This window comes from Catenovulum sp. 2E275 (assembly GCF_025515275.1).
GTDB lineage: Bacteria > Pseudomonadota > Gammaproteobacteria > Enterobacterales > Alteromonadaceae > Catenovulum.
On the sequence record NZ_JAOPFU010000030.1, the window covers coordinates 12,585 to 38,181 of the forward strand.

Annotated in this window: 24 protein-coding genes and 1 other RNA gene; 14 read left to right on the top strand and 11 right to left on the bottom strand. The window is 39.8% G+C overall.

Features of this window, described 5'->3' with window-relative positions; all coding sequences use genetic code 11:
* Nucleotides 1–27: 27 nt before the first annotated feature.
* A complete protein-coding gene (locus tag N7931_RS13405) occupies nucleotides 28–1,293 on the top strand; it encodes an ammonium transporter (RefSeq protein WP_262794754.1) in 1,266 nt (421 codons plus the stop codon).
* Between the two features lie 97 nt (nucleotides 1,294–1,390).
* Here N7931_RS13405 and N7931_RS13410 read toward each other — a convergent pair whose 3' ends face one another.
* Nucleotides 1,391–2,035 carry a TetR family transcriptional regulator gene (locus tag N7931_RS13410; RefSeq protein WP_262794755.1) on the bottom strand — a complete coding sequence of 215 codons (645 nt, stop codon included), beginning with the start codon at nucleotides 2,033–2,035 and terminating at the stop codon, nucleotides 1,391–1,393.
* 547 nt (nucleotides 2,036–2,582) lie between these two features.
* Here N7931_RS13410 and N7931_RS13415 point away from each other — a divergent pair.
* From N7931_RS13415 to N7931_RS13460, 10 genes are all read left to right on the top strand, one after another.
* On the top strand, nucleotides 2,583–3,722 hold the full coding sequence (locus N7931_RS13415) for an efflux RND transporter periplasmic adaptor subunit (protein WP_262794756.1): 1,140 nt from the start codon (nucleotides 2,583–2,585) through the stop codon (nucleotides 3,720–3,722).
* 3 nt (nucleotides 3,723–3,725) lie between these two features.
* A complete protein-coding gene (locus tag N7931_RS13420; protein WP_262794758.1) occupies nucleotides 3,726–6,851 on the top strand; it encodes an efflux RND transporter permease subunit in 3,126 nt (1,041 codons plus the stop codon).
* Entirely contained in the window at nucleotides 6,848–8,266 is a 1,419-nt protein-coding gene (locus N7931_RS13425; RefSeq protein WP_262794760.1) for an efflux transporter outer membrane subunit, read from the top strand. The genes N7931_RS13420 and N7931_RS13425 overlap by 4 nt, the downstream gene beginning before the upstream one ends.
* Nucleotides 8,267–8,367: 101 nt before the next feature.
* Nucleotides 8,368–8,745 (top strand): hypothetical protein, encoded by a 378-nt coding sequence (locus N7931_RS13430; protein WP_262794762.1) that lies wholly within the window; start codon nucleotides 8,368–8,370, stop codon nucleotides 8,743–8,745.
* A gap of 123 nt (nucleotides 8,746–8,868) precedes the next feature.
* Nucleotides 8,869–9,366, top strand: a complete 498-nt coding sequence (locus N7931_RS13435; protein WP_262794764.1) for a DUF3016 domain-containing protein — start codon at nucleotides 8,869–8,871, stop codon at nucleotides 9,364–9,366.
* A 232-nt stretch (nucleotides 9,367–9,598) separates the two neighbouring features.
* The gene (locus tag N7931_RS13440; RefSeq protein WP_262794765.1) at nucleotides 9,599–9,922 is read left to right on the top strand and encodes a metalloregulator ArsR/SmtB family transcription factor; all 324 of its coding nucleotides are present in this window, start codon (nucleotides 9,599–9,601) and stop codon (nucleotides 9,920–9,922) included.
* A gap of 37 nt (nucleotides 9,923–9,959) precedes the next feature.
* Nucleotides 9,960–10,430: an arsenate reductase ArsC gene (locus tag N7931_RS13445; RefSeq protein ID WP_262794767.1), complete on the top strand. Its 471-nt coding sequence runs from the start codon at nucleotides 9,960–9,962 to the stop codon at nucleotides 10,428–10,430.
* 31 nt (nucleotides 10,431–10,461) lie between these two features.
* Nucleotides 10,462–11,181 carry an arsenical resistance protein ArsH gene (arsH, locus tag N7931_RS13450; protein WP_262794768.1) on the top strand — a complete coding sequence of 240 codons (720 nt, stop codon included), beginning with the start codon at nucleotides 10,462–10,464 and terminating at the stop codon, nucleotides 11,179–11,181.
* 9 nt (nucleotides 11,182–11,190) lie between these two features.
* Complete coding sequence (gene arsB / locus N7931_RS13455) at nucleotides 11,191–12,207, top strand: ACR3 family arsenite efflux transporter (RefSeq protein WP_262794769.1); 1,017 nt, start codon at nucleotides 11,191–11,193, stop codon at nucleotides 12,205–12,207.
* A 123-nt stretch (nucleotides 12,208–12,330) separates the two neighbouring features.
* Nucleotides 12,331–13,068 carry a complement resistance protein TraT gene (locus N7931_RS13460; protein ID WP_262794770.1) on the top strand — a complete coding sequence of 246 codons (738 nt, stop codon included), beginning with the start codon at nucleotides 12,331–12,333 and terminating at the stop codon, nucleotides 13,066–13,068.
* A gap of 22 nt (nucleotides 13,069–13,090) precedes the next feature.
* On the opposite strand, the gene N7931_RS13465 is transcribed toward N7931_RS13460, so the two are convergent.
* Complete coding sequence (locus N7931_RS13465) at nucleotides 13,091–13,660, bottom strand: TetR/AcrR family transcriptional regulator (protein WP_262794771.1); 570 nt, start codon at nucleotides 13,658–13,660, stop codon at nucleotides 13,091–13,093.
* 141 nt (nucleotides 13,661–13,801) lie between these two features.
* Between N7931_RS13465 and N7931_RS13470 the strand changes: the two genes are divergently transcribed.
* Nucleotides 13,802–14,410: a glutathione S-transferase family protein gene (locus N7931_RS13470; RefSeq protein ID WP_262794773.1), complete on the top strand. Its 609-nt coding sequence runs from the start codon at nucleotides 13,802–13,804 to the stop codon at nucleotides 14,408–14,410.
* 11 nt (nucleotides 14,411–14,421) lie between these two features.
* Here N7931_RS13470 and rnpB read toward each other — a convergent pair.
* Nucleotides 14,422–14,796, bottom strand: an RNA gene (gene rnpB, locus N7931_RS13475) — RNase P RNA component class A.
* 218 nt (nucleotides 14,797–15,014) lie between these two features.
* Between rnpB and N7931_RS13480 the strand changes: the two genes are divergently transcribed.
* Nucleotides 15,015–15,452 carry an excinuclease gene (locus N7931_RS13480; RefSeq protein ID WP_262794774.1) on the top strand — a complete coding sequence of 146 codons (438 nt, stop codon included), beginning with the start codon at nucleotides 15,015–15,017 and terminating at the stop codon, nucleotides 15,450–15,452.
* Nucleotides 15,453–15,603: 151 nt separating this feature from the next.
* Nucleotides 15,604–16,977, top strand: coding sequence for an alpha/beta fold hydrolase (locus N7931_RS13485; RefSeq protein ID WP_262794775.1), 1,374 nt, complete (start codon nucleotides 15,604–15,606; stop codon nucleotides 16,975–16,977).
* Here N7931_RS13485 and N7931_RS13490 read toward each other — a convergent pair.
* The 8 genes from N7931_RS13490 to N7931_RS13525 are packed head-to-tail and all read right to left on the bottom strand — an operon-like array spanning nucleotide 16,974 to nucleotide 25,581.
* Nucleotides 16,974–17,816 (bottom strand): MipA/OmpV family protein, encoded by an 843-nt coding sequence (locus N7931_RS13490; RefSeq protein ID WP_262794776.1) that lies wholly within the window; start codon nucleotides 17,814–17,816, stop codon nucleotides 16,974–16,976. The genes N7931_RS13485 and N7931_RS13490 overlap by 4 nt on opposite strands.
* On the bottom strand, nucleotides 17,817–19,046 hold the full coding sequence (locus N7931_RS13495) for a beta-ketoacyl-ACP synthase (RefSeq protein ID WP_262794777.1): 1,230 nt from the start codon (nucleotides 19,044–19,046) through the stop codon (nucleotides 17,817–17,819).
* Entirely contained in the window at nucleotides 19,046–19,771 is a 726-nt protein-coding gene (fabG, locus tag N7931_RS13500; protein WP_262794778.1) for a 3-oxoacyl-ACP reductase FabG, read from the bottom strand. Before fabG ends, N7931_RS13495 begins: the two co-directional genes overlap by 1 nt.
* Nucleotides 19,768–20,226: a 3-hydroxylacyl-ACP dehydratase gene (locus tag N7931_RS13505; protein ID WP_262794779.1), complete on the bottom strand. Its 459-nt coding sequence runs from the start codon at nucleotides 20,224–20,226 to the stop codon at nucleotides 19,768–19,770. Before N7931_RS13505 ends, fabG begins: the two co-directional genes overlap by 4 nt.
* Complete coding sequence (locus tag N7931_RS13510) at nucleotides 20,219–21,421, bottom strand: beta-ketoacyl-[acyl-carrier-protein] synthase family protein (protein ID WP_262794780.1); 1,203 nt, start codon at nucleotides 21,419–21,421, stop codon at nucleotides 20,219–20,221. Before N7931_RS13510 ends, N7931_RS13505 begins: the two co-directional genes overlap by 8 nt.
* 4 nt (nucleotides 21,422–21,425) lie before the next feature.
* Complete coding sequence (locus N7931_RS13515; protein ID WP_262794781.1) at nucleotides 21,426–21,971, bottom strand: DUF3261 domain-containing protein; 546 nt, start codon at nucleotides 21,969–21,971, stop codon at nucleotides 21,426–21,428.
* Nucleotides 21,968–23,212, bottom strand: coding sequence for an NAD(P)/FAD-dependent oxidoreductase (locus N7931_RS13520; RefSeq protein WP_262794783.1), 1,245 nt, complete (start codon nucleotides 23,210–23,212; stop codon nucleotides 21,968–21,970). Before N7931_RS13520 ends, N7931_RS13515 begins: the two co-directional genes overlap by 4 nt.
* 8 nt (nucleotides 23,213–23,220) lie before the next feature.
* On the bottom strand, nucleotides 23,221–25,581 hold the full coding sequence (locus N7931_RS13525) for an MMPL family transporter (RefSeq protein WP_262794784.1): 2,361 nt from the start codon (nucleotides 25,579–25,581) through the stop codon (nucleotides 23,221–23,223).
* Nucleotides 25,582–25,597 lie beyond the last annotated feature (16 nt).

Sequence of the window (25,597 nt, forward strand, 5' to 3'; positions counted from 1 at the left end):
ATTTTCAACGAGTTTTAGGAGACGATAATGGAAAATAATGTATTTCACTTGCAGTATGCAATGGATACCTTCTATTTTCTGGTTTGTGGCGCCCTAGTAATGTGGATGGCTGCAGGCTTTGCGATGTTAGAAGCTGGCCTTGTAAGAGCAAAAAACACAACTGAAATTTTAACTAAAAATATCGCGCTTTTTGCGATTGCAAGCATCATGTACTTAGTATCTGGTTATGCAATTATGTACGGCGGCGAATATTTCTTAACCGGTATTCAAGATGTAGACGTAACTGCAACTTTAGCTGATTTCGCTGCGCGTGAAGATGGCTTTGAAGGTGGTTCTATCTATTCTGGTGCGTCAGATTTCTTCTTCCAGGTGGTTTTCGTAGCAACAGCTATGTCAATTGTATCTGGTGCGGTTGCTGAGCGTATGAAACTTTGGGCTTTCTTAGCGTTTGCTGTTGTTATGACTGGTTTTATCTATCCTATGGAAGGTAGCTGGACTTGGGGCGGTAACGAAGTATTTGGTATGTTTAGCCTAGGTGATTTCTCTGACTTTGCTGGTTCTGGTATTGTTCACATGGCGGGCGCTGCTGCTGCTTTAGCTGGTGTGTTATTACTAGGTGCTCGTAAAGGTAAATACACAGCAGACGGTCGTGCTCATGCGATTCCTGGTTGTAACATGCCTTTAGCAACTTTAGGTACATTCATTTTATGGATGGGTTGGTTCGGCTTTAACGGTGGTTCAGTCTTAAAATTAGGTGACATCGCTAACGCTAACTCTGTTGCAATGGTTTTCTTAAACACTAACGCAGCTGCTGCTGGTGGTGTAGTTGCCGCTTTAATCACAGCTCGTATTTTATTCAAGAAAGCTGACTTAACCATGGCATTAAACGGTGCATTAGCAGGTTTAGTTGCTATCACTGCTGAACCGTCAACACCAAGTGCATTTGAAGCAACTATCTTTGGTGCTTTAGGTGGTGTGTTAGTGGTATTCTCAATCATTACTTTAGACAAGTTAAAAATCGATGATCCGGTTGGTGCTATCTCTGTTCACGGTGTGGTTGGTTTATTAGGTTTATTATTAGTTCCGGTAACAAACGATGGTACAAACTTTGGTGACCAGTTATTCGGTGCATTAGTTATCTTTGTTTGGGTATTCGTAACTAGCTTAATCGTTTGGAGCATTATTAAAGCGGTTATCGGTTTACGTGTAACCGAAGAAGAAGAGTATGAAGGTGTGGATATTTCTGAGTGTGGTATTGAAGCTTACCCAGAATTCACAAAGTCTGCTAAATAATTACAATTATTCCTTAACCAAAGCCGCGCCCTAAAAAGTGCGGCTTTTTTGTTTGTCTTTATTAAATTTAAATTGCGGGCTAAAGAATTAGCTCAATTTAACTCGCTGTGGCTTTACGCAAAAACGGGCTGTTTTTAAGCATAAATATATAGTTATCAACTATGCTCTCGGCCATAGAGTCTAAATCGAATAAATCCGGCATAAATAACCAGTTAGTCATTAGCCCACCAAAATAACCATGTTTAATGAGCGCTGCTTTTTTGGTGTCTAAATCTTGCGGAAGCTGGCCTTTATTAACCGCATTTTTTAACCCTCTTTCAATTCGGTCGGTGCATTCACAAAACGCAGTTTGTTGCCTTTGATCTAGTTCGGATACTTCGCCATTGGTTTCAAAACGGTGAAATAGAATGGTAAAAACACGGCGTCTTTGCTCATCATGGCAAACATCTTTTAAAAACTGAATTGAAAACTCACGCATTTTTTTGAGTGGGTCAGCTTCGTTTTCATCTGCCGGTTCTTCAGCCAGTGCATCCAGTGGGGTACGAACTCTGTCAACCATAGCTTCAAACAAATCCACTTTGTTTTTAAAGTGCCAATAAATTGCGCCACGGGTCATGCCGCAGTGGTTGGCAACATCCATTAAAGTTGTTTGAGCATATCCTTTTGTATAAAAAACTTCTTCTGCCGCATCCAGTAGCTGATTACGCGTTTCCAGAGTTTCTTCTTTCGTTTTTCTGACCATGTTTAGATACACCAATAATTTGCTGTTTGCTAGGGGCTGTTGCGTTTGATGTACAAATTTTGTTCTAACTAAATGCTTTTTAATCGAGGCGTAGCGTTGAAGGCCTAATGAATTAAGTCAAAACGCTGCAACAAAGAGTAAAAAGCATTTAGGACGAACCTAAAGGCAGCGTTTGTTTGGCATTTCTTCTGCGTTATAGCTCATTTATGTAGCTCACTACACGTCAATCGCTATGCCTTGGATAAATACCAAACAAACTGCTGCAAAATTGTACTCAAAAGATCAACAGACCCTAGCAATTCAAGCTAAAAGTCAACCGAACAAAGTGACTTTATTTCGATAAATATTGGTTGAAATTCTAACCAATATTATTCTAAAATACAAACATACATGCATGAATGTTTAATTTAAGTTCTTACTAGCGCTAATTAATTGATTAAATTTTCAACATGCATCTGTGAAAGATCTTTAGTATGGTACAAATAACTAACACAACGCACGATGTGAGTACCATTCTATTCCGCTATTTATTTACCAAGAGGTTATTATGAAATTGAAATTCAGTGCCTTAATGCTGGCATCCGGCTTAACATTGGCTTTAGCTGCATGTCAGTCTGGTGATGCAGAAGAAAAAGCTCAAGCTTCAGCTGCTCGCCCTGCTTTGCAAGTCGATGCGCTTGAGTTAGTTGCTCAAACTGTCGAAATTAAAGAAGAATTACCAGCCCGCGCTGTGGCTTTTAAAGTGGCTGAAGTTCGCCCTCAGGTTACTGGGATTATTCAAAAACGTAACTTTACCGAAGGTGGTTATGTTGAAGCGGGTCAAACTTTGTATCAAATCGAAGATGCGCTTTATCAGGCAAATTACCAAAGTGCAAAAGCAGATTTAGCCCGTACTGAAGCAAATTTAACAACGGCTAAAACTGAGTTAAACCGTTATAAAGCGTTAATTAAAGATAAAGCGGTTAGCCAACAAACTTTAGATCAGGCTCAGGCTAACTATCAGGCGTTAGATGCTCAGTTAGCGATGAATAAAGCCGCATTACATAAAGCTAAAGTTGATTTATCTTATACTAAAGTATTAGCGCCTATTTCTGGTCAAATTAGTAAATCAAATATTACTGAAGGTGCTTTAGTTAGTGCTGGTCAAGCTGATAGCCTTGCGAGTATCACTCAGTTAGATCCAATTTATTTTGATATGGTGCAAGCTAGCAGTGAGCTTCGCAAAATCAAAGATAAAATTAAAAGTGGTGAGTTAAATGTGTCGACTGCTAAAGCAATTTTGCAGTTAGACAATAAAGAATACACTGGTAAATTTTTATTTAACGAAGTTCAAGTTAACCCATCTACCGATACAGTTACGATTCGTACCGAATTTGATAATGCTGATAAAGCGTTAATGCCGGGTATGTTTGCGAGCGTTAAGTTAGTACAGGCGACTCGTCCTAACTCTGTTTTAGTACCGCAAAAAGCGATTGCATTTGGCCGTAAAGGTGATGCCAGTGCTTATGTTGTAACCGCTGATAATACAGTTGAGGTAAAACCTGTCACAATTAGCCGCTCAATCGGCAATAACTGGTTGGTTACTTCTGGTTTAAATGCTGGCGATAAAGTTATTTTAAATGGTTTACAAAAAATCGGCCCGGGTGCTCCTGTAAACCCAACAATCACTAAGCAAAAAGCGGAGTAACGAATGGCCAAAACATTTATCGAACGCCCGATTCTGGCATGGGTAATTGCAATCTTGATTATGCTCGCAGGGGTATTATCAATATTTCAATTACCGGTTGCACAGTATCCAGATGTAGCGCCGCCAGCGGTTTCCATTTCGGCTTCTTATCCAGGTGCATCTAGTGAGGTTGTGCAGGATACAGTTGTACAGGTTATAGAGCAGAGCTTAACCGGTATTGATAATGTTCAGTACATTAGTGCCAGCTCTGATTCATCAGGTAACGCTAGTATTACCTTAACCTTTACTGCTGGAACTGATCCTGATATTGCTCAGGTTCAGGTGCAAAATAAACTGCAACGAGCCATGCCTTTATTACCTCAAGTAGTGCAACAAAATGGTATTGCGGTTAGTAAATCTAGCTCTGGCTTTTTATTAGTTATCGGTTTTTATTCCTCTGATGGCACAATGAACCGTAACGATATTTCGGACTTTGTTGCTGCTAATATCCAGGATCAAATTAGCCGGGTAAGTGGTGTTGGCCAGGTTAACTTTTTTGGTTCTCAGTATGCGATGCGTATCTGGATTAACCCTGAAAAAATGACTCAATTCTCGCTGACTACTGCTGATGTGGTTGCTGCTATTCAAGCGCAAAATGCGCAAATTGCAGCCGGTGAAATTGGTGGTGCGCCAGCGGTTAAAGGTCAACAAATTAACGCTAGTATTATTGTTGAAACTGGTTTAGAAACGCCCGAAGAGTTCGGCAATATATTTGTTAAAGTTGCAGAAGATGGCTCTACCATTCGGATTAAAGATATTGCCCGAGTTGAGTTAGGTGGTGAAAATTACCAATATTTAACAGAGTACAATAACCAAGCCGCGAGTGGTATGGGGATTAGTTTAGCGTCGGGTGCTAACGCATTAGACACAGCTGCTGCAATTCGCGCTCGTATGGATGATCTACATGAATTATTCCCAGATGGTCTAGAAGTTGTTTATCCGTACGATACAACGCCGTTTGTTCGTTTATCTATCATGGGCGTAGTACAAACACTAGCAGAAGCTATTTTGTTAGTATTTGTTGTTATGTATTTGTTTTTACAAAACTTCCGTGCAACTTTAATTCCGACCATTGCGGTACCAGTTGTATTGTGTGGTACGTTCGCAATTATTTGGGCATTTGGTTATTCAATTAATACCTTAACTATGTTTGGTATGGTGCTCGCTATCGGCCTGCTGGTAGATGATGCCATTGTTGTGGTGGAAAACGTTGAGCGGGTAATGCATGAAGAAGGCTTATCGCCAAAAGAAGCGACCAAAAAATCTATGCGTCAGATTACTGGTGCGTTAATTGGTATCGGTCTTGTATTATCTGCTGTATTTGTCCCTATGGCATTTTTTGGCGGTTCTACCGGGGTTATTTATCGTCAGTTCTCAATCACAATTGTATCGTCAATGGTATTGTCGGTTATTGTTGCGTTAATCCTAACACCTGCACTGTGTGCAACTATGTTAAAGCCAATTGAGCATACCAAAAAACCGGAAAAAGGCTTTTTTGCATGGTTTAACCGTAAAGTAGATAGTTCAACTGAGCGCTACAAAAATAGCTTACACAATATTTTAGGTAAAACTGGCCGTTACATGGTGGTTTATGTGGTATTAGTGGGCGGTTTAGCCTTTTTATTCACGCGTATGCCAACCTCATTTTTACCAGACGAAGACCAAGGCATTATGTTTACCCAAATGACATTGCCGCAAGGGGCGAGTCAGGAACGAAGTGCAGAAGTTATGAACTCGGTTGAGCAATATTATTTAGAAAATGAAGCCGATAATGTTGCTTCGGTTTTCTCAGTAATTGGGTTTAGCTTTAGTGGTCGTGGTCAAAATAACGGTATTGCATTTGTGCGTTTAAAAGACTGGGATGAAAGAACCCGTGGTGAACAACACGTTCAGGCTGTTGCTGGCCGTGCTATGGGGTATTTTTCACAGTTAAAAGATGCGTTTGTATTTGCATTTGTGCCACCGGCAATCACTCAGCTTGGTACGGCATCTGGTTTTGATTTCCAATTGCAGGACTTAAGTGGTTTGGGTCATGACGCATTAATTAATGCTCGTAACCAGTTATTAGGTATGGCTGCGCAAGATCCAAGATTGGCGGGTGTACGTCCGAATGGGCAGGAAGATACGGCACAATTTAAAATCGATATTGATCAGCAAAAAGCATTAGCTTTAGGTGTATCACTGAGTGATATTAACCAAACATTTACCACCGCTTGGGCATCTAATTATGTTAATGACTTTGTAGACAATGGCCGGGTTAAACGGGTTTATGTTCAGGCTGATGCGCCTTACCGTATGATGCCGGAAGATATTAAACACTGGTATGTACGTAATAATCAGGGCGAAATGGTGCCGTTTACCGCATTTAGTGAAGCGCGCTGGATTCATGGTCCAACCAAACTTGAACGTTATAATGGTGTATCTTCGGTTCAAATTTTAGGTCAGGCTGCTCCGGGTTTGAGCACAGGTGATGCAATGCAGGCGATGGAAGAAATCGTCGCTAAATTACCTAAAGGTATTGGCTTTGAATGGTCTGGTATGTCATTACAGGAAAAACAATCTGGTGCACAAGCGCCTATGCTATATGCGCTGTCAATTTTGATTGTATTTTTATGTTTGGCTGCATTATATGAAAGCTGGAGTGTTCCGTTTTCAGTTATGTTAGTTGTACCACTGGGTGTTTTAGGTGCGGTATGTTTTGCATTAGCGCGTGGTTTATCTAACGACGTTTATTTTCAGGTTGGCTTGTTAACCACAATTGGTCTTGCCTCTAAAAACGCGATCTTAATTGTAGAGTTCGCAAGAGCCTTGTACGAAGAAAAAGGCTTAAGTTTAGTTGATGCGACAATTGAAGCAGCTCGTTTACGTTTACGTCCTATTTTAATGACTTCATTGGCATTTATGTTAGGTGTAACACCGCTTGTATTAAGCTCTGGCGCGGGTTCGGGTAGTCAGAATGCAATTGGTACTGGTGTATTTGGTGGTATGTTCTCTGCAACTGTGCTGGCCATTTTCTTTGTACCTGTATTCTTTGTGGTTGTATTTAAGTTATCGCACAAACTAACCAATAAAGAAGGTGGCAAAGTATGAAATCAATCCAAACATTAGTTTTGGCTATGAGTGCGGCAGCTTTGTCTGCCTGCTCGTTAGCACCGGATTACCAGCAGCCGGAATTAACTGTGCTGCCAAAACACCAAACTGCAATTGCTGTTGCGCCATTAAACTGGCAGCGTTTTTATCAGGATGAACAATTAAAACAATTGATCGCTCTGGCACTTAAAAACAATAAATCATTACAAATTAATGATTTACAACTACAACAATTGCAAGCTAATTATCAAATTGAAAGCAGCCAATATTGGCCAGATATTAATTTATCGGCTAGTGGTACACGTCAGCGTAATTCGCAATCGTCTACCACTTCTGCTTTTATGCCTAAATACAGCAGCAGCTACTCTGCCAGCGTTGGTTTTACTGCATACGAGTTAGACTTTTTTGATCGCATTGGTAGCTTAAAGCAAAATGCGTTAGCTCAATTTAGAGCGGGTCAATTTGCCCAACAAACCTTGGAGCAAAGTTTAGCTGCACAAGTGGCTGGTTTGTATTTTGATTATCAGGCTGGGCTGTTAAAAACCGAATTGCAAAAACAAGCGGTTGAAAGTGCCAAACAAAAATTCAATATTGCTCAAAAGCAATATGATCAAGGGGTAATTGACAATGTTGATTATCGTCAGGCGCAATCTAACCAGCAATTATCTGCGATTTTATTAAGCCAGTTAGAGCAAACTAATGTCTCTAATCTTAATCAATTAAAGCAATTAGTTGGTTATAAAGAAACAAACCATCTTGGTGAGTTAAGTGCTAATTTTTCGCTTGAGCAATTACAGGCTTTACCGGCTAAATTACCGGCATCAGCTTTATTAGATCGTCCGGATATTGCACAAGCAGAGCAAAATATTAGAGCAGCTAATGCAAATTTAGGGGTTGCTCGCGCAGCATTTTTCCCAAGTATTAGCTTAACCTCAAGCATAGGTTATGCGAGTCAGGATTTATCTGATTTATTTAAATCAGACTCGCATACATGGAGTTTCTCGCCGCAAATTAATTTGCCTATTTTTAACAAAGGTAGATTAGATGCGCAGCAAACGATTGCAGAGTTACAGCAAAAAGCTGAGATTATTCAGTATCAGGATACAGTTGAAACTGCATTCACTGAATTAAATAACCGCTTAACGGCACAGCAATCTTTAGCTGAGCAGGTTGAGTTGCAAAAACAAGTGGTTGCTAACTATCAGCATCAGGTTGAATTAAGTGAACTACGCCTTGAGCAAGGTTTAGAAGATCCGCTTAACTATGAAGAGTTTAAGTTATTGTTAGTATCTCAAAAACAAAACTTAGCTGATTTACAGTTAGCTTTCTTAAAAAATCAGGTTGGTTTATTTAAAACCTTTGGTGGTAAATACGACCAGCTTGATAACCAGCTAGCCTTTGCATTTCAAGACTAACTCATCACAAGTATGCACTTAAATTCCACTTTAAGTGCATACAATTCCCAACTTCATAGTATAATTATCTCAACTCTGTTGTTTAATCAGGTGTACCTCGTTTGAGAGCATATAAATATTTGCATAGAGCGCCTGTTCGTGTGATCAGAATCAACCGGAAAGCGCAAAAATTAAAGTTAAGACGACTTATGCTGTCGCTCAAGCTGGCTTTGCATCAAGAAAAAGTTGAAACGCGCGAAATGTTGGATATTTATAAACGCCACACCAGAGGAAAAGCGAGCAAAGAAGAACTCGCTGTTGCTCATGCGCAGTTTTTTGATGTGCTTAGAGGTATCGGCTTAGGCGTATTTGCGATTTTACCTTTTGCGCCAATTACCATTCCTGTCATTGTAAAACTAGGCCGTTTAGTTGGCGTTGAAGTGATTCCAAGTGCATTTATTGCCAAAAAGCCATTAAAAGGCGACAGCAGAGAACTTTAAGTCTCTTTTGCTTGTCTATACCCGTATACAAACACTCAAACTGTTTTTAATTGTTACCCTAGTTTGTTTTTCAAAACAAAAGCCCTTATGTTTAAACTAGAGCATAAGCTAGGAGAAATCACTATGTTTAAATCTATATTATCTAAAATAATCGTTTTGCTGGTAACAGTAGGTATTGGTAGTCAGGCAGCGGCCGCTGAGCTTAAAGTAACTTGGCAAGAACCTGATGAGTATACCGATATCCGTGAAGGATTTGCCTATACACGCTCTGGCTTTCGTGAGCATGTATTTACCAGTTTTGAAAAGTTTTTAACCCATCGAGCTGAAAAGTTACCGGAAGGGACATTAAAAATGACTGTCACCAATTTAGATTTAGCCGGTGAAACTCGTTTTAACTTAGATGAAATTAGAATTATTAAGCGCCAATATATCCCGCGCATTAAGTTTAGTTACCAACTGCTTGATAAATCTGGTAAAGAATTAGCTTCTGGTGAAGAAAGCTTAAAAAATATGGGGATGTCGACAACTTATTTAACTAAACCGTCAGAAGAGCAGTTTAAATACGAGTTTGATATGCTCAATACTTGGTTTAGAAAAACATTTCCTGATGCTGAATTTTAAATGCCAATCTTAATTAAAGCAGGGTAAAAAACTCTGCTTTAAAATTCCTTTTATAAGTAAGTCTTAAATTATTTGTCTATACCTGTATATCTTGAAGCCGCTTGTTTTATCACTCGTCACCACTTTTTACCCTGCTAACTTTTAAATAAATTAATTGTCATCAAGGTTTAACTTTACATCTGAAATTTCATATATATAATTTTCCATATATATGAAATTTCAGATTTGTTTTATGAGCCCAATCGATTTTTATAAATGTTTAGCTGACGATACCAGACTTAAATCTTTATTACTGATTTCAAAATTTAATGAGTTATGTGTCTGCGATTTAATTTCAGCGCTTGATTTAAGCCAACCAAAGGTATCGCGCCATTTAGCTGAGTTACGTAAATGCGAAATATTAGTCGATGAAAGACGAGGTAAATGGGTTTATTACAAACTTAATACCAAGCTGCCAGATTGGGCTAAACAAGTTATTAAAACAACCGCTGAGCAAAACCCTGAGTATTTAAAACTGAATATAGAGCAGTTTAAAAATAGTCAGGATTGCTGCTAATTCGCTAAAAATAATCACTCAATACAGAGAGTTAACTATGAAAGTTTTATACATTTGCACTCACAACCGTTGCCGCAGCATTTTGTCTGAGGCGATTACCAATCATTATGCTAACGGTAAAATCACTGCTAAAAGTGCCGGCAGCCAACCTGTTGGTGAAGTTCATCCACTTTCAATTAAATACTTGCAGGAAGCTGGCATTAGCACAGAAGGTTTAATCAGTCAGTCATGGGATGAATTTGAAGATTTTGATGCTGACGTTGTTGTCACCGTATGTGACTCAGCTGCTGGAGAATCTTGCCCAGTGTGGTTTGGTAATAGTGTAAAAGTGCATTGGGGGTTAGCAGACCCTTCTAAATTAACTGGCAGTGATGAAGAAATTGTGGATGCGTTTAGAGCGACTATTGCTGAAATTAAAAGTCGGGTTGAAAAATTAGCCGCGATTAGCGTAGATGTAAATGATAAAGCCGCATTAAAAGCCGAGCTAGCAGCAATAGGCGCAAAATAAATAGCGCGCAAAAATAAATAGAGGCTAATGTATGTCAGTTGAAGATTTAACTTTACCGAATATTGAGCAAGCTGAATTTAAAGTGCCGCAACCGGCTGACTTTAAGCCAATGCAATCCGCTCATAAACCACGTATTTTATTGTTGTACGGATCTTTGAGAAAACGCTCATTCTCACGCTTAGCAGTTGAAGAAGCCGCTAGAATTTTAACTCAAATGGGCGCTGAAACTAAAATCTTTAATCCGCAAGGTTTGCCATTGCCAGATGCTGAAGAACCGGATCATCCAAAAGTGGCAGAGTTAAGAGAGTTAATGATGTGGTCTGAAGGTCAGGTTTGGTGCTCGCCTGAACGTCATGGTGCGATGACTGGTATTTTCAAAAGCCAGATAGATTGGGTGCCACTCAATTTAGGTGGTGTGCGTCCAACACAGGGTAAAACCTTGGCAGTTATGCAAGTTTGTGGTGGTTCGCAATCTTTTAATGCGGTTAATCAAATGCGGGTATTAGGCCGTTGGATGCGGATGATTACTATCCCAAATCAATCATCGGTTGCTAAAGCGTTTGCCGAGTTTGATGATAACGACCGCATGAAACCATCGCCTTATTACAACCGGATTGTTGATGTGATGGAAGAGTTGATGCGTTTTACCTTATTAACCCGAGATAATGCAGACTATTTAGTTGATCGTTATTCTGAGCGGGTTGAAAGCGCAGAGCAAGTCAGCCAACGGGTTAACCAAAGATCAATCTAAGAGGTTTTTATGGGATTTTTTGAACGCTATTTATCGGTTTGGGTTGGGCTTTGCATTATCACCGGCGTGGCTTTAGGTTTAGCTGTACCTCAGGTTTTTTCGGTGATCGCCACTTACGAATATGCGCACGTTAATTTAGTCATTGCCGTATTAATCTGGCTAATGATTTACCCTATGATGATTCAGGTAGATTTTGGTGCGATTAAAGATATTGGTAAAAAACCAAAGGGGCTATTTTTAACTTTAATTATCAACTGGTTAATTAAACCTTTTTCAATGGCTGTATTGGGCTGGTTATTTTTTAAAGGCTTTTTTGCAGACTGGGTTGATCCGCAAACCGCTAATGAATACATCGCCGGTATGATTTTATTAGGGGTTGCCCCTTGTACCGCTATGGTATTTGTTTGGAGCCAGTTAACTAAAGGTGATGCGAATTATACTTTGGTACAGGTTTCAGTGAACGATGTGATTATGATTTTTGCCTTTGCGCCTATTGCTGCTTTTTTATTAGGCGTAAGTGATATTCAAGTGCCGTGGGAAACCTTGTTATTATCTGTGGTTTTGTACGTTTTATTGCCGTTAATTGCAGGTGCGCTTACCCGTAAAAAGCTTGATAAAAACAATGATCATACCCGTTTAAACCAATTTGTTAACCGCTTAAAACCTTGGTCGATTATTGGTTTATTAGCGACTGTGACTCTGCTATTTGGCTTTCAGGCGCAAACTATTATCGACAAACCTCAAGCAATTGTTTTAATTGCCATTCCGCTTTTAATTCAAACTTACGGCATTTTTGCTATTGCTTACTTTATCGCTAAAAAATTAAAGCTTCCGCATAATGTCGCAGCGCCAGCTTGTATGATTGGTACATCTAACTTTTTTGAGTTAGCGGTTGCCGTTGCAATTTCATTATTTGGCTTACACTCAGGCGCGGCATTAGCCACTGTGGTTGGTGTATTGGTAGAAGTACCAGTGATGTTATCTTTGGTTTATTTTGCCAATAAAACCCGTCATTGGTTTGAGTAACCTTATTTTTTACTGAAATTTTAAAGCGAATACCTTAACGTATTCGCTTTTCATTCATTTTCTATTCAGCAAATTTGTTTATACTAGCTATTTATTATTCGCTTTTTTTGCAATGGAAATACCATGACCAAGTTAATTCGTAGCGCACTAATTTTATTCTCCGGTTTACTTATTTTATCCGGTTGTTCTTCCATCACCACTGCCAGCAAAAAGCAGGATTTATCCATTAATAGCCGGTTAACTCAAACCATATTTTTAGATCCGGTTGCCCCTGAGTTAATGACTATTTATTTGCAAGTTCGCAATAATTCAGACAGTGAAAATTTTTACCTCTCTCCCGGCATAAAACAAAGGCTTGAAAATAACGGCTATCAAATAGTTAATGACCCAACCAAAGCAACTTATTGGCTACAAGCTAATGTGCGTTATGTTGGCCGCCCAGAAGGTAACGAGTTTGAAGATGCGATCGGCAATTATAAAGGCGCAGCTGAAGGTGCTGTAACCGCTGTGACCATTTCTGAACTAGGCGGCGGCTCTGGCAGCGATAACGTAAAAGCAGCCGCAATAGGCGCATTAATCGGTTATATTGCAGACGCAGCCGTGAGCGATGATTATTATACTGCTATTACCGACGTACAAATCGCTAAAAAAGTGGACGAAGGCATGGTGATAAGCGATGAAGAACACAGACTCAACCAAGGCGAAAGTGGCCAAGCTGTTCAAAGCAGCCAAACCACATCCGACCGTCAAAAGTATCAAACTAAAGTTTTAATCACCGCCAATCAAGCCAATATGGATGTGGTTAAAGCAGAAGCTGAAATTGCAGAAAAACTGACAAGAGTATTAGCTGGATTATTTTAAAAGCAGACTAAACCAATTCGGATTAGTCTGCTTTGGCAGATGCTTCAATAAAATCCAGTAAATCATTAACCGCTTGCAAGTTGTTTGCTCTTAGTTCAGCAGAGCGGGTTAGAGTCGCTATTCCCAACATTATAGTGAGTAAACTTCGGGCAAAACTTTTTGCTCGATCTGTTTTTAATAAAGGGGATAAATTATCCAACAAACCAGCTTCAAGCCCTTTCATTGATTGATTGATCATCTCAAGAGACTGCCCTGAAATACAAGCTGATTCATTTAAACTCAGCGTTAACAAACAGCCTTTATCTGCAAAGCTTGTATCTAAGTAACTAAAAAAATTACGAATGTTTGTTATACCGAGCGGCTGCTGAGTAAATATAGTTTGAATGCTGGCTCGCTGGCCTGCAATAAAGTTGGTCAGTATCGTTTCAAACATAGCTTCTTTATTGCCGAACTCATTGTATAAGCTTTTTTTATTGAGACCGGTTTTATCCATCAAATCAGCCATAGAGGTTGATTCGTAACCCTTTTCAATAAACACCTGAGTTAACTGCTCAATTACATCAGCTCGATTGTAGTTTTTGTTTCGTGCCATTTTACTCTTCTGTTTAAATGTATTTTACACCAAACGGTAAAAAACGCTTGTATTAGCCAAGTTTTCAAACTAATCTTTTTTTACCAATTGGTTACTTATTGTTGGTTACTTATTAATGTTAGACAATAAAAGGAGATTAGAATGAAACTATACCACTTATTAACTTTTGATCGCTCATTAAAAGTCCGTTGGCTAGCTAACGAGCTGGATGTAGCATTTGAGCAAATCACACTTGATATATCAAAAATGGCACATCTTACCCCGCCTTTTTCCGATATGAACCCGTATGGACTTATCCCCACGATTGAAAAAGATAACGGACAGGTTTTATTTGAAGCGGCTGCCATTTGCCTAGATATGTGTCGATCGAAAGGTAAGAGCTTGATTAATGAAGAAGATATTGAATTTATGCAGTGGTTATTTTTCTTCGCCAGTTCGCTCGATGCGCTGAGTGGAGCGATTGTTTCATTAAAAGTATTTGGTGAAAATCAGGGCGTTAGAACACTCGCTGAACGCCGCTTACCGCCAAGATTAGCAGCAATGGAAAAACATTTGGCCGGTCAGTCTTACTGGTATAAAAATCAATTTAGTTTATTAGATATATTTGCGTGGCAGAATTTGGCATTTTTGTATGTTGATGGCCAATTGCATAATTACCCGAATCTAGCAGCTTATGTTGAAAAAATGGCAAATCGCCCAGCATTAGCGCAATTAAACCCTAACGGGTTATTGTATGGAAACAACGGGTAGAAAAAAGAAAAGTGAAAAGACGGCCGGTAAGCCGGGTTCTGTTGCTCTGCATTTATTACTAAATACAAAGTGGCAATCATTCGTCTAGGCCTTGGTTCGCACCAAGGCTCAAGCAATCTACCCGGTTCCAACGCGGGCCACGCCAAAGGAACCCTATTTGATCTTGCTCCGAGTGGAGTTTACCCAGCCACAAACTGTTACCAGTTGCGCGGTGCGCTCTTACCGCACCCTTTCACCCTTACCTGTGCTAAAAAGCCATCGGCGGTTTGCTCTCTGCTGCACTTGTCGTCGGCTTTCGCCGCCCAGACGTTATCTGGCACTCTGCCCTGTGGAGCCCGGACTTTCCTCCCCTTCATAAATGAAGCAGCGATTGCCCAGCCATCTTTTCGCGGAGGATTGTAAACGGATTAGCAAATTAGTCAATTTTACTTCAGATTATTTCTGTATAAATAACTTGAATCACGCATTGGTTGAATTAAAGTAGTAGCGATCTGCGCGTTTATCGTGCTGCACTTTAAACTCAAGCAAGTGGTCAGTTTGAGATAATAATAAATTTTGTACACAAATACGTGGTGGTTGCAATTCAAGGTTAAGGAATAAAAAAATGAAATCGATCAAAGCAATTTTATTAGTAGGTATCACATTATTATCAAGCAGTGCATTTGCCCGTGATGATGTCGGGAGTTATTCGGTCGCTGATGCCCTCAGCACTGAAGATGCCAAAGCTAAACTGGGTAGTGACATTCAGTTTTATTTTGGTGAACAGAGCTATGGCGCAATTGATAAAAATTTTGGTGAATTTTCAACTAACAAAAAAACCAATGCGTTTAATAAAAGCGATAAAGAAGCCTGCGAATGGGTATTTTTATCTGCAATGATTGAGCTTAAAAATCGTGCGCAAAGAGAAGGTGGTAACGCGGTCGTTGAAATTAAATCTAATTACAAAGGCAATCTAACTTCAAGTAATGATTCATTTCAATGTGGTGCCGGTACATTTTTAGCTGGGGTTGCGTTAACCGGCAAAGTGGTGACATTAAAATAACGTTGTAACAACGAGCGGTTTTTTGGGTTTATTCGAGTCGAAGAGCCGCTTTTTTGATTTGTTTTTAGATTAATTTTAACAGGGAATTGTTTATAACTATCTGGCTAATTGATTTAGGTTAGTCAGAAAAGATAAATAATAACAATAAAATATGTTTAAGTTTTACCGTTACGTACTGCTGGGTTTGATTTGGATAATTAATTTACCGGCCACAGCTAACCCTTATCAATGGGCTGAATCGCTTAATTTAACTCATCAGCGGGTATTGGCTCCGGTATTTAATTCTGAGATTCAACTTTATTTTGCCAATCAGGATAAAACCGATTTACCCTCTTTAACTTTAATTCATGGTGTGGGCGGTAGCGCTCAAGACTTTACCGAAATTATTCCAAGGTTAGCTAAAAAATATAAGCTGGTTATTGTTGATTTACCCGGCTATGGGCTGTCGGAGCGCACTGACTCTTTATATTCTGCGGCAAACTATGCTGCCAGTTTAGCGGCATTATTACCGGATTATATTAATCGGCATAATATTGTGATTGGTCATTCAATGGGCGGCAATATTAGTTTGCAACTGGTTAATATTGCTCCGGCTTTGGCTGATAAATTAATCTTAATTGATGCGGCCGGACTATTACATAAATACAGCTACAGTAAATATGCCGCTTTACATCAAACCAATAAAATCCCTTACATTGGCGAGAAGTTACAAAAAAAGCTCAGTAACACCATAGATAAAATTAATAGTTGGCTGCCTAATAATATTGTTGATCTTGTCCTGTCTCAACCTAGCCGAGAACTTATTTTACAGCAGAATACCAGCTATATTTCGGCGCTGTCGGTGATGAATGAAGACCTGACTGGTATTTTTGACAATATTACCACGCCAACCTTAATTATTTGGGGGATAGACGATCCGGTTATGCCTTATCAGGTGGGATTTATGCTGAATAGTTTATTACCTCAAAGCCAGCTTGAATTTATCGATAAAGCAGGTCATTCACCACAAAAAACACGTACAGCTAAGGTAAACGAGTTAGTCGAAAAGTTTATTAAAAAAAGTAAGCAAAAAGATCAACCAGAACAGCTTAGTCTTAAAAACGAAGACTATTTGCTGGATTGCAAAAAAAATAATAAAACTAAATTAGAGCAATTAGCCTACCGAACAATTCGTATTGAAAACTGTAGCGAGTTAACCTTGCATCATGTCTTTGCTGAAAAACTTCAATTATTAAACTCAAGCGTGAGTGTGCAGTATTTAACGCTGCAAAATCATCAGGATTATGCGTTGGAAGCCAAACGTTCTCAGTTGATGGTGTGGGGCGGTAAAATTAGCAGTGATAAAGGTATGTTATTAACCCGCAGTCAGGCCGATTTTAACGGCGTTATTATAACAACCGGTTCATCGTTAATTAAGTCTGACCAGTTTAGCCATATTTTAGCTTCTGTTTCACAAGCTCAAGAAGCTGATAAGCAGCACTTGTGGCATGGTTTTGTATTACGCTCCGGCAGGCTAGTGGATTAATAAATTGGGAAAATTCGGGTAACTGCAATGCCAATTAAGTTATTTTGCTGCTGGCGAACCAGTGGGCTGTCCTCAATGCTTGAACCGGCTAAATTATAGTGCCTGACAAATCCGCCAAACCACCAGTTATTATGGCGATAACTCAGGCCTAGGCTAAGTTGGCTGGCATAAAAACCGCTATTTGCCTGATATGCTGCGCGATTTTCAGTTGCATAGCTTTGCGCCACCCCATAATAATAATCTAGGTAATTTTGCTCAGCAAAAACAAGCTGAGCTTGCAAACTTAATATAATTTGGCTGCTATTTAGTGGAAATGCTTTTTGATAAGCCAAGCCCGGTTCAAAAATAAACCCGACATGATCTAGTCCATTTTCATCAATCCCAACAGCATGGCGAGCCGCTAAAATACCGGTGAGCGCTCCTTTTTCAAGGTCTCTTTCAAAATGGTATTTAAGCGCAGGGCCAGCAGCTAATACCCAAGCTAAATCCGGCATATTGGCTCTGGCTTGATTCTCGTCACTATCCAGTGCAAACGCGGCCGACAAACTATAATCCAATTCCCAGTTTTGATTTTTCCATAAATCGGCACGAACCGACTGGCGATCAACGGTTAAATGCTCACTGCGGTAATACACATAAGGAAACGGAATTGTATAATGATGACTTTGCTCAGAGCCTAAATAATGTGGAATTTGGCTATAACCTAAGCCAATGCCTAAATCGAGCTGAGCTTTTTGTTTAGTTTGAACATCCGGTTTGGCCGGTTCCTCTATTGGGGTATTGGCTAATGCGTTAAAACTGATAAAAACTGCAATGGCAGACATAAACCAGCGGCGCATTTAATTGGCCACTCGTTTAAAAATCAGTGAGGTATTAATACCGCCAAATGCAAAATTATTCGACATCACAAACTCGGTTTCAAAGTTTTTACCGTCACCGGTTATATAATCGAGTTCTCCACAGGCGGGATCTAACGCAGTTAAATTAATGGTTGGTGCAAACCAGTTTGAATTCATCATGGCAATAGATGCCCAAGCTTCAATGGCTCCACAAGCGCCTAAGGTATGGCCCAAATAGCTTTTTAAAGAGCTAATGGGTTTATTTTTGCCTAACGCGCGCTCTGTAGCTAATGACTCGGCTAAATCCCCTTTATCTGTTGCTGTACCGTGGGCATTAACATAACCTATATCGCTGGCATTTATTTGAGCATCCTGCAATGCTTGTTGCATTGCAACTGTCATCGTTAAGTCGGTTGGCTGGGTAACATGCACGCCATCTGAGTTAGTACCAAAACCGACAACTTCGGCCAAAATATTTGCCCCTCTGGCAAGGGCATGTTCGTATTCTTCTAAAATGAGTGTGCAAGCACCTTCACCAATTACCAAACCATCGCGGTTTTTATCAAATGGTCTTGGGGTTAATTCGGGCGTATTATTTTTAGAGCTGGTTGCAAATAAGGTATCAAATACTGCCACTTCAGATAAACATAGCTCTTCGGCGCCACCGGCAACCATTACTTTTTGGCGACCAAATTTAATTGCTTCATAAGCATAACCAATTGCCTGAGAGCCTGAGGTGCAAGCCGAGCTTGTGGTGTGAACCCGCCCTTTGATGCCAAAAAATACCCCGACATTAACCGCAGTTGTATGATTCATCATTTGGATATAGCTGGTTGCCGTAATGCCGGACATATCTTTATTTTTAAGCAGTTCACCAAAACCGATAATTGGATCGGTTGAACCGATTGATGAACCATAGGCAATACCCGTATCACCATTTGCAATAACCGCATCACCTAATAAATGACTTTGCTCTAGTGCTATTTCGGTTGCTCGGGTTGCCATTAAAGACACCCGACCCATTGAGCGGGTTTGTTTGCGGCTGTAGTGTTTAGGTTTGCTAAAATGGGTAACAGGTGCGGCTAAACTGGTGTGTAAACCTTCAATATCCTGCCACTGCGGCATACTGGCGACCGCATTTTTTTTCAGTTTTAAATTACGCTCAAAAGTTTGCCAGTCATCCCCTAAAGCCGTAATGGCACCAACGCCGGTTACAACAACTCGTTTCATTACGCTATTCCACCATTTACACTAATCACTTGTCGGGTAATATAACCTGCATCTTCCGACATTAAAAATGCGACAGCGGCTGCCACTTCTTTAGCCTGACCTGCGCGGCGAAGTGGGATCATTTTTAACATTTCATCGAGCGGTAAATCATCTGTCATGCCGGTATCAATCAACCCAGGGGCGACACAATTTACCGTGATTTTGCGTTTGGCTAACTCTAATGATAAAGCTTTGGTTGCGCCTATTATTCCCGCTTTAGATGCACTGTAATTCACCTGGCCACGATTACCTACTACACCGGAAACGGATGATAAAGTGACAATTCGTCCGCCTTTTCTGGCGCTCACCATTGGCATTACTAACGGATGTAACACATTATAAAAACCATCTAAATTGGTGTGAATAACACTATCCCACTCGTTTTCTGTCATTGCAGGAAAAGCCGTATCCTGCGTAATTCCGGCATTACAAACTACACCGTAATAACATCCGTTTTCAGCCACATCCTGCTCTAAAACTTGTTTAGTCTGAGCGCGGTTGGCGACATCAAATTGCAGCATATAACTGTTTTGACCAAGCGTTTTAATTTGCTCAACTGTCGCTAATGCTTGTTCAACTCCACTGCGGCAATGCACTGTAACATCAAAACCATCTTTAGCCAGTTTAAGCGCAATGGCCTGACCTATGCCTTTGCTTGAGCCTGTGACTAATACTCTTTTATTCATAAACCACTCTCCGCTAAAAATGCACTTGGTTCATCTGGCTGAAATACGTTAATTTGAGCTTCAACTAACTTATTGTGTTGTTCTGAAATTGAACACTCAAATACGCTTAAGCCATTGTCTTCTTTATATAAACGGGTGACTGAAACTTCTAAAACTGAATTTTCGGTAAATATACTGGTGTGTGTTGTATATTTACGGCTACTCACTAAAAAGCCAATTTCAACTTTTTTGCCAATATCCAACTGATTTGCATTAGCAAAAGCGGCGATAGTTTGTGCCATGTACTCAATACCAATATAAGTCGGTACACCTTTTAGTTCTGCACGATAAAAGTTAGATTCAGGTTTAATTTTAACAGTGCAACAAGCCCCTGTTTGATCATAACTGAGTAAATTATCCAATAAAATCATTGGGGCTTTATGGGGTAATACTTGTTCAATTGAATATTTATTCATTGCATAGCCCTAAAATTAAAGCAACATTATTGCCGCCAAATGCAAATGAATTGGTTAAACAATATTGAATCGCTTGGGGGTTAGTTTCGCCGGCTTTAACCCAGTTGAGCGCCGGTAAATCTGGATCTGGCTGATTATCCCAAATATGCGGTGCTAACTTTTGTTGTTGCAAAACCAAATAACATAAACCCACTTCGGTTGCGCCGGCTGCGCCTAGAGTATGGCCAATCATAGCTTTACTTGAGCTCACATAAGGCTTATTGGCAAATACTCGGTTAATCGCCAATGTTTCCATTTGATCATTTTTAACCGTTGCTGTGCCATGCAAATTAATATAATCAATTTGAGCCGGAGATAAACCAGCCTGTTGCAGCGCTTGTATCATAGCTGCCTCTGCACCTTTTCCATCGGGCTCAGGTGCTGACATATGATAAGCATCACTGGATTCACCTGCGCCTAATAATGCAATATGTGGTTGTGCCTGATTATTCGATTTTTGTTTCGCTACGATAGCTAAAGCAGCAGCTTCACCAATATTAATTCCATCCCGATTTTTACTGCCGGGCAAGCAAATATGTGCAGCGGTTGATTCAAGTGCGCTAAAACCGTTAACTGTCATTCCACATAAAGAGTCTACGCCACCGACAATTGCCGCATCAATCACACCGGCTTCAATTAATTCGCGCGCAGTCACAAATGATTTTGCACTGGACGAGCAGGCCGTTGATATACTTAAACAAAAACCAGTTAAACCGGCCACTTCGGCAATAAATCCAGCAATGTTGGAGACTTCTTGCTGGCGATAATGATAATGCTCAGGAAACTGCCCCTGCTCCAATAATTGCAGCATTGCCGCTTCACCTTGAGCAATGCCTGAGGTGCTGGTGCCAACAATTACACCTATGCGCTCACTGCCATATTGCTGTTTCAGTTGGTTAATTTGCTCAGCGATTTGCACATAAGCAGCCATTGCCAATTGATTATTACGGGATTGAAAATGAACAGGCTGAGCGCTTAAATCAGGTAAATCTGCTTGCACTTGTGCAACCATAATTTGGCCGTTTGCAAGCAAAGTATCTGATTGAATTAATCCAGCCTGCGAACCTGCAAATAAATTGTCGCTAATTTGTTGGTTGCTGCAACCTAATGCATTGATTAAAGCAATTTGATGGATATAAAGTGGCGCGCTCATCATTTGATTAATTTAATTGTTTTATGAATAGCCGATAGTTAAGTGTTAAGTCATTAAATTCAATGTTTTGATTAAAATAACGAATATCAATTAACTTATCTGTTTCGGTTTCTATTGAGCGGCTGATGATAACATTTTCAGCAACAATTTGTCGCACGCTTATTGATGCAGGCAAACCGCTTTGCACTGCCAAAACTGGCCAGTGAGTTAACTGAATATCACGAATAATTAATTGTGGATTTAACTCAAAAGGTGGTGGCTGAATTAAATTAACGCCACTTTGCGCCGACCAAGTTAGCTGCATTAAAGGTAAACCCGCCGCGGATAAGGCCACCAGATTCATTTGTTGATCAACAAATTCAATTTGACAAATAAAGCTACCTTGTCCCTCAAACTCTAATACCTGCTGCCAGCTTTGTAGATTAAATTGCTCAGGTACAGGTTGTAACTGATAGTTGAGCGAAGCATTAATAAAATATTGTTTAATACTGGCACAACCTAACAAATAACAGATTAAGCATACCGGCAATATTAAACGCAGTGATTTGATCATGCTTCACTCTTGGTATAGTTGGCTAAAAAGCGAATTCCTTTTTTAGTATTTTTAACAAATGGGTTATCCAGATCCCACGCATACCCAGCTAAAATTGACGAAATCATCGCTTTAGCGTCAGATTTTTCACCTTGGAAAAAAATGACATCCTGCAAACTGGCATCGTACCAAGACATCACAAAATATTTAAATACTTCAACGCCTTGACGCAGCGCTTGCTCATATTCTTCGGCCCAGTTTATTGTTTGTCCCTGTAATTCCCGATCAACCAAATTCGCTGCCATAGCCGCAGAGCGCATTGCAATCGTGACACCGGATGAAAATACCGGATCTAAAAATTCCCCGGCATTGCCTAATAAGGCAAAACGTTCGCCATGTAATGCTTTTACATCAGCCGAGTAGCCACCTATTTTACGGCAAGGCTGGATAACTTCTGCATTCGCTAATAACCGAGATAAATTATCATCCTGATGAATATAACGCATTAGCTGCACTTCCAGAGCTTCTTCGGTATAACATTCTGGTCTTGCCACCACGCCAATGCTGGCTGTGCCATCAGCAAATGGAATTAACCAATACCAGACATCTTCAATTTGAGGATGAACTGTAATTAATATTTTATTGCGATCAAAATTTGGATCTGAGATCTTGTCTTTTACATGGGTAAAAACGGCTTGGCGGCTAGATAAAGTGCTGGGTAATTCTAAATCCAATAATTTAGGTAAAACCCGACCAAAGCCACTTGCATCTAAAATAAACTTAGCCTCAAGCTGATACTCACCAGCTTCGCAATCTACGCTAACCGTTACCTTATGAGGATCGATACAAACATTTTTAACTGTATGCTGATAACGAATATCCGCGCCTTTATTTGCGGTTTCATCCGCTAATAATTTATCAAATAGTGCACGTTTTACCTGATAAGTTGTCCCTGGACCTGAACTAAATTTATCTTCAAAATCAAAATGACAATGTACACCTGAACGATAAAATGCGGCGCCGTTTTTAAACTGAAAACCTAGTTCATCAGCATGTTGCGTTAATACATCCAATAATCCTGCTTGCTCAATAAATTGCATTGAATGTGGCAATAGGCTTTCGCCAATCGAAAATCTAGGGAATGTTTCGCGCTCAATTACCACCACTTTATAGCCTTGATTGACCAAGATGCTGGCAGCAATCGCACCCGATGGACCTGCACCAATAATAACAACATCACAAAGCTGATTTTTATTATTCATTTTATGTTTTATCCTGAAACTTTTTGAAAACGCGCAGTTTGATTTAACGCCGCAAAAGGTGCCAATAAATAAGTAATAACTATGCCGATAAATACAGTTAAACCAAAATTATAAATGGCAGGTGTGCCACTGAGTGCCAGCATAGCAAATACTAAAATAGAACTTAATGCAGAAACAAAAGTCGCAAAGCTGATTTTTAAAGCTATACCGTGATCGGCATAAAACACTGCATAATCTAACCCTAGTGCGATAATTAAAACACAGGCCAATGCATTAAATACAGTGAGCTCCGGTTGAATTAAAGCGCTGGCAGAAAGTGCAAATAAAACTGAGATTAGTGGAATCGCAACAATAAATAACGCTTTTTTAAGGCCATATACCCCAGCCAATAATAAAGCTGCAGCTAACAATGAAAAGCCCAGTAACTTAAATAGATTTATTCTAAAATGGCTGAGTTGTTCTGAAACTGAACCAGCTTTGTCTACAAATAAAACCGAGCTTTGCCCTTCAAGCGCTTTTTTCACTTTGTTTTTATCGGTTATTCCCTGCAATTTTATAACGGAAAAATATTGGCCGTTAATATCAAACCATTGAGGCTGATACGCTTTACCAAGCGGGCTTTGCAACCAAGTTGTTAAATTGAGCGGTTGTTGATTGGGGTTAAGTTCAAACGCTTGTCCGGTCACGGCTAAAAAAGGATCGAGTTGTCCGGCCTGATAAGCTTTAGCTAACGCGGCTTTGTTATTTTGCTGGCTTTGCTCGGTTGGTAACCACTGGCTAATTGCATTAAAACTGGTTAATACATTGTCAGCTTTTAATTGAGTGAGACTTAATACTGCTTGTCGCTCATCTTGCATTACCGTTTGTGGAGAATCGCCGCGTACTAAGACAAATTGAAAATCATCGGTTAGCCCAATTATATTTTGAATGCTTTGCTGTGATTCTGCTAGCTCTGGAGAAACTTTATAAAACCGACGAACATCATCATTAAATTGAGCGCTAAAAGCTAAATAAAAGCTTGCGGCCACTGCGAGCATGCATACGATTAAAAAGCCGCCGGTTTGGCAATAACCAAGTTGCAACCTATTCAACGCAGACAAGCGTGTCAGTGTATTGCGCCGATCAGCCAACTTAAAACGCACAGCTAAACTTGGGTACAATACTAATACACTGATTAATGCGCCGCTTAGCCCAGCCAAGATAAACACCCCAACCTGAGCAAAAATAGCAAAAGGTGCAAACATTAATACCAGATAACCTACCGCCGTACTGATAAACCCCATCACTAACGGCAGTTTTATTTTACTTAAATGACCCTTTTGAGTCGCAAGCTCAGTTAACGCATGAAAACTATAATCAGCGGCGATGCCAACTAACATAACGGCAAATACAAAAGTTAAAATATGCACCTGAGTAAAACAAAGATTTAAACCTAAATAGCCATAAAACAGGCTGATACCAACCAAACTTAAAGTTGAAATTAGCGAAACTAAATTGCGGTAAGCCAAGATAATTAGCAAGATCAAACCGACAACTGAAAGTGTGCTAAATAACCACATTTCGCGTTGAGCACTCTGGCTGGCAAAATCGGCAAAAAATACTTGGCCGCTGGTTAATACATCACTCTCAAGCTGGGCTGTTAGTTGGTTAATTTGGCTAACAAGCTGGTGGCTGTCGTTAAGCGATAATCCCGATGTTTTGGTGCTGAATCTTAGTAATACATAAAAATTTTGCTGGTATTCAAAATACAGATAATCTTGATATTGATTAAATTTTTGCTCCGGCAAAGGCAGGTTTGCCAAATAATCGGCCAGCGATAAACTTGGGTCTATTTGCAAACTGCTCACAACAAATGGATTTGCAAGTTGGTTTAACAGCGCAAATTGTTTTTCAAATAAAGCATTATTCGGGCTGGTTTGAGCAGCGTTATTATCTTGGGCGTTATCCAGCGTTTTAAATAAAATGTCGCGGTAATCGTCGGATAATAAAAAATGACGGTAATCTTGATAAAAACCAACTATCGAATTGATTTCAGGAATAAAATTAAACTGAGTTTGCACCTGTTGTAACTGACTATTTTGCTTTAGTTGATTGGCTATATTTGCGGTATCGGCAATTGCATTGGTTAAATTGGGGTGGCCGATTAGCAAAATATTTTGATTTTCTACCTGAGCTGAAAATCTATCTAAGGCGAGTTGAGCCATTTTATCTGGCTGCATAGTGTTAAACAGGCGGGATAAATCTGTATTAAACTGAATCGGTTTATAAATTTGCAACCCAACTAATAAAAAACAGGCCAGAATAAACTGAATAAGCCAGATTTTAGGATTGATTTTAACCAAACTCTTCGATTTTGAATTCCCTTGCATAATCGGCCTTAGTTAG

What these genes read in the sequence shown, in the direction of transcription:
- N7931_RS13410 (WP_262794755.1), bottom strand. Translation starts at nt 2,035, where the DNA reads ATGGTCAGAAAAACGAAAGAAGAAACTCTGGAAACGCGTAATCAGCTA.
- N7931_RS13480 (WP_262794774.1), top strand. Translation starts at nt 15,015, where the DNA reads ATGAAATCGATCAAAGCAATTTTATTAGTAGGTATCACATTATTATCA.
- N7931_RS13505 (WP_262794779.1), bottom strand. Translation starts at nt 20,226, where the DNA reads ATGAATAAATATTCAATTGAACAAGTATTACCCCATAAAGCCCCAATG.
- N7931_RS13435 (WP_262794764.1), top strand. Translation starts at nt 8,869, where the DNA reads ATGTTTAAATCTATATTATCTAAAATAATCGTTTTGCTGGTAACAGTA.
- N7931_RS13525 (WP_262794784.1), bottom strand. Translation starts at nt 25,581, where the DNA reads ATGCAAGGGAATTCAAAATCGAAGAGTTTGGTTAAAATCAATCCTAAA.
- arsB (WP_262794769.1), top strand. Translation starts at nt 11,191, where the DNA reads ATGGGATTTTTTGAACGCTATTTATCGGTTTGGGTTGGGCTTTGCATT.
- N7931_RS13490 (WP_262794776.1), bottom strand. Translation starts at nt 17,816, where the DNA reads ATGCGCCGCTGGTTTATGTCTGCCATTGCAGTTTTTATCAGTTTTAAC.
- N7931_RS13440 (WP_262794765.1), top strand. Translation starts at nt 9,599, where the DNA reads ATGAGCCCAATCGATTTTTATAAATGTTTAGCTGACGATACCAGACTT.
- arsH (WP_262794768.1), top strand. Translation starts at nt 10,462, where the DNA reads ATGTCAGTTGAAGATTTAACTTTACCGAATATTGAGCAAGCTGAATTT.
- N7931_RS13465 (WP_262794771.1), bottom strand. Translation starts at nt 13,660, where the DNA reads ATGGCACGAAACAAAAACTACAATCGAGCTGATGTAATTGAGCAGTTA.
- N7931_RS13420 (WP_262794758.1), top strand. Translation starts at nt 3,726, where the DNA reads ATGGCCAAAACATTTATCGAACGCCCGATTCTGGCATGGGTAATTGCA.
- fabG (WP_262794778.1), bottom strand. Translation starts at nt 19,771, where the DNA reads ATGAATAAAAGAGTATTAGTCACAGGCTCAAGCAAAGGCATAGGTCAG.
- N7931_RS13460 (WP_262794770.1), top strand. Translation starts at nt 12,331, where the DNA reads ATGACCAAGTTAATTCGTAGCGCACTAATTTTATTCTCCGGTTTACTT.
- N7931_RS13425 (WP_262794760.1), top strand. Translation starts at nt 6,848, where the DNA reads ATGAAATCAATCCAAACATTAGTTTTGGCTATGAGTGCGGCAGCTTTG.
- N7931_RS13445 (WP_262794767.1), top strand. Translation starts at nt 9,960, where the DNA reads ATGAAAGTTTTATACATTTGCACTCACAACCGTTGCCGCAGCATTTTG.
- N7931_RS13485 (WP_262794775.1), top strand. Translation starts at nt 15,604, where the DNA reads ATGTTTAAGTTTTACCGTTACGTACTGCTGGGTTTGATTTGGATAATT.
- N7931_RS13470 (WP_262794773.1), top strand. Translation starts at nt 13,802, where the DNA reads ATGAAACTATACCACTTATTAACTTTTGATCGCTCATTAAAAGTCCGT.
- N7931_RS13510 (WP_262794780.1), bottom strand. Translation starts at nt 21,421, where the DNA reads ATGATGAGCGCGCCACTTTATATCCATCAAATTGCTTTAATCAATGCA.
- N7931_RS13515 (WP_262794781.1), bottom strand. Translation starts at nt 21,971, where the DNA reads ATGATCAAATCACTGCGTTTAATATTGCCGGTATGCTTAATCTGTTAT.
- N7931_RS13520 (WP_262794783.1), bottom strand. Translation starts at nt 23,212, where the DNA reads ATGAATAATAAAAATCAGCTTTGTGATGTTGTTATTATTGGTGCAGGT.
- N7931_RS13415 (WP_262794756.1), top strand. Translation starts at nt 2,583, where the DNA reads ATGAAATTGAAATTCAGTGCCTTAATGCTGGCATCCGGCTTAACATTG.
- N7931_RS13405 (WP_262794754.1), top strand. Translation starts at nt 28, where the DNA reads ATGGAAAATAATGTATTTCACTTGCAGTATGCAATGGATACCTTCTAT.
- N7931_RS13495 (WP_262794777.1), bottom strand. Translation starts at nt 19,046, where the DNA reads ATGAAACGAGTTGTTGTAACCGGCGTTGGTGCCATTACGGCTTTAGGG.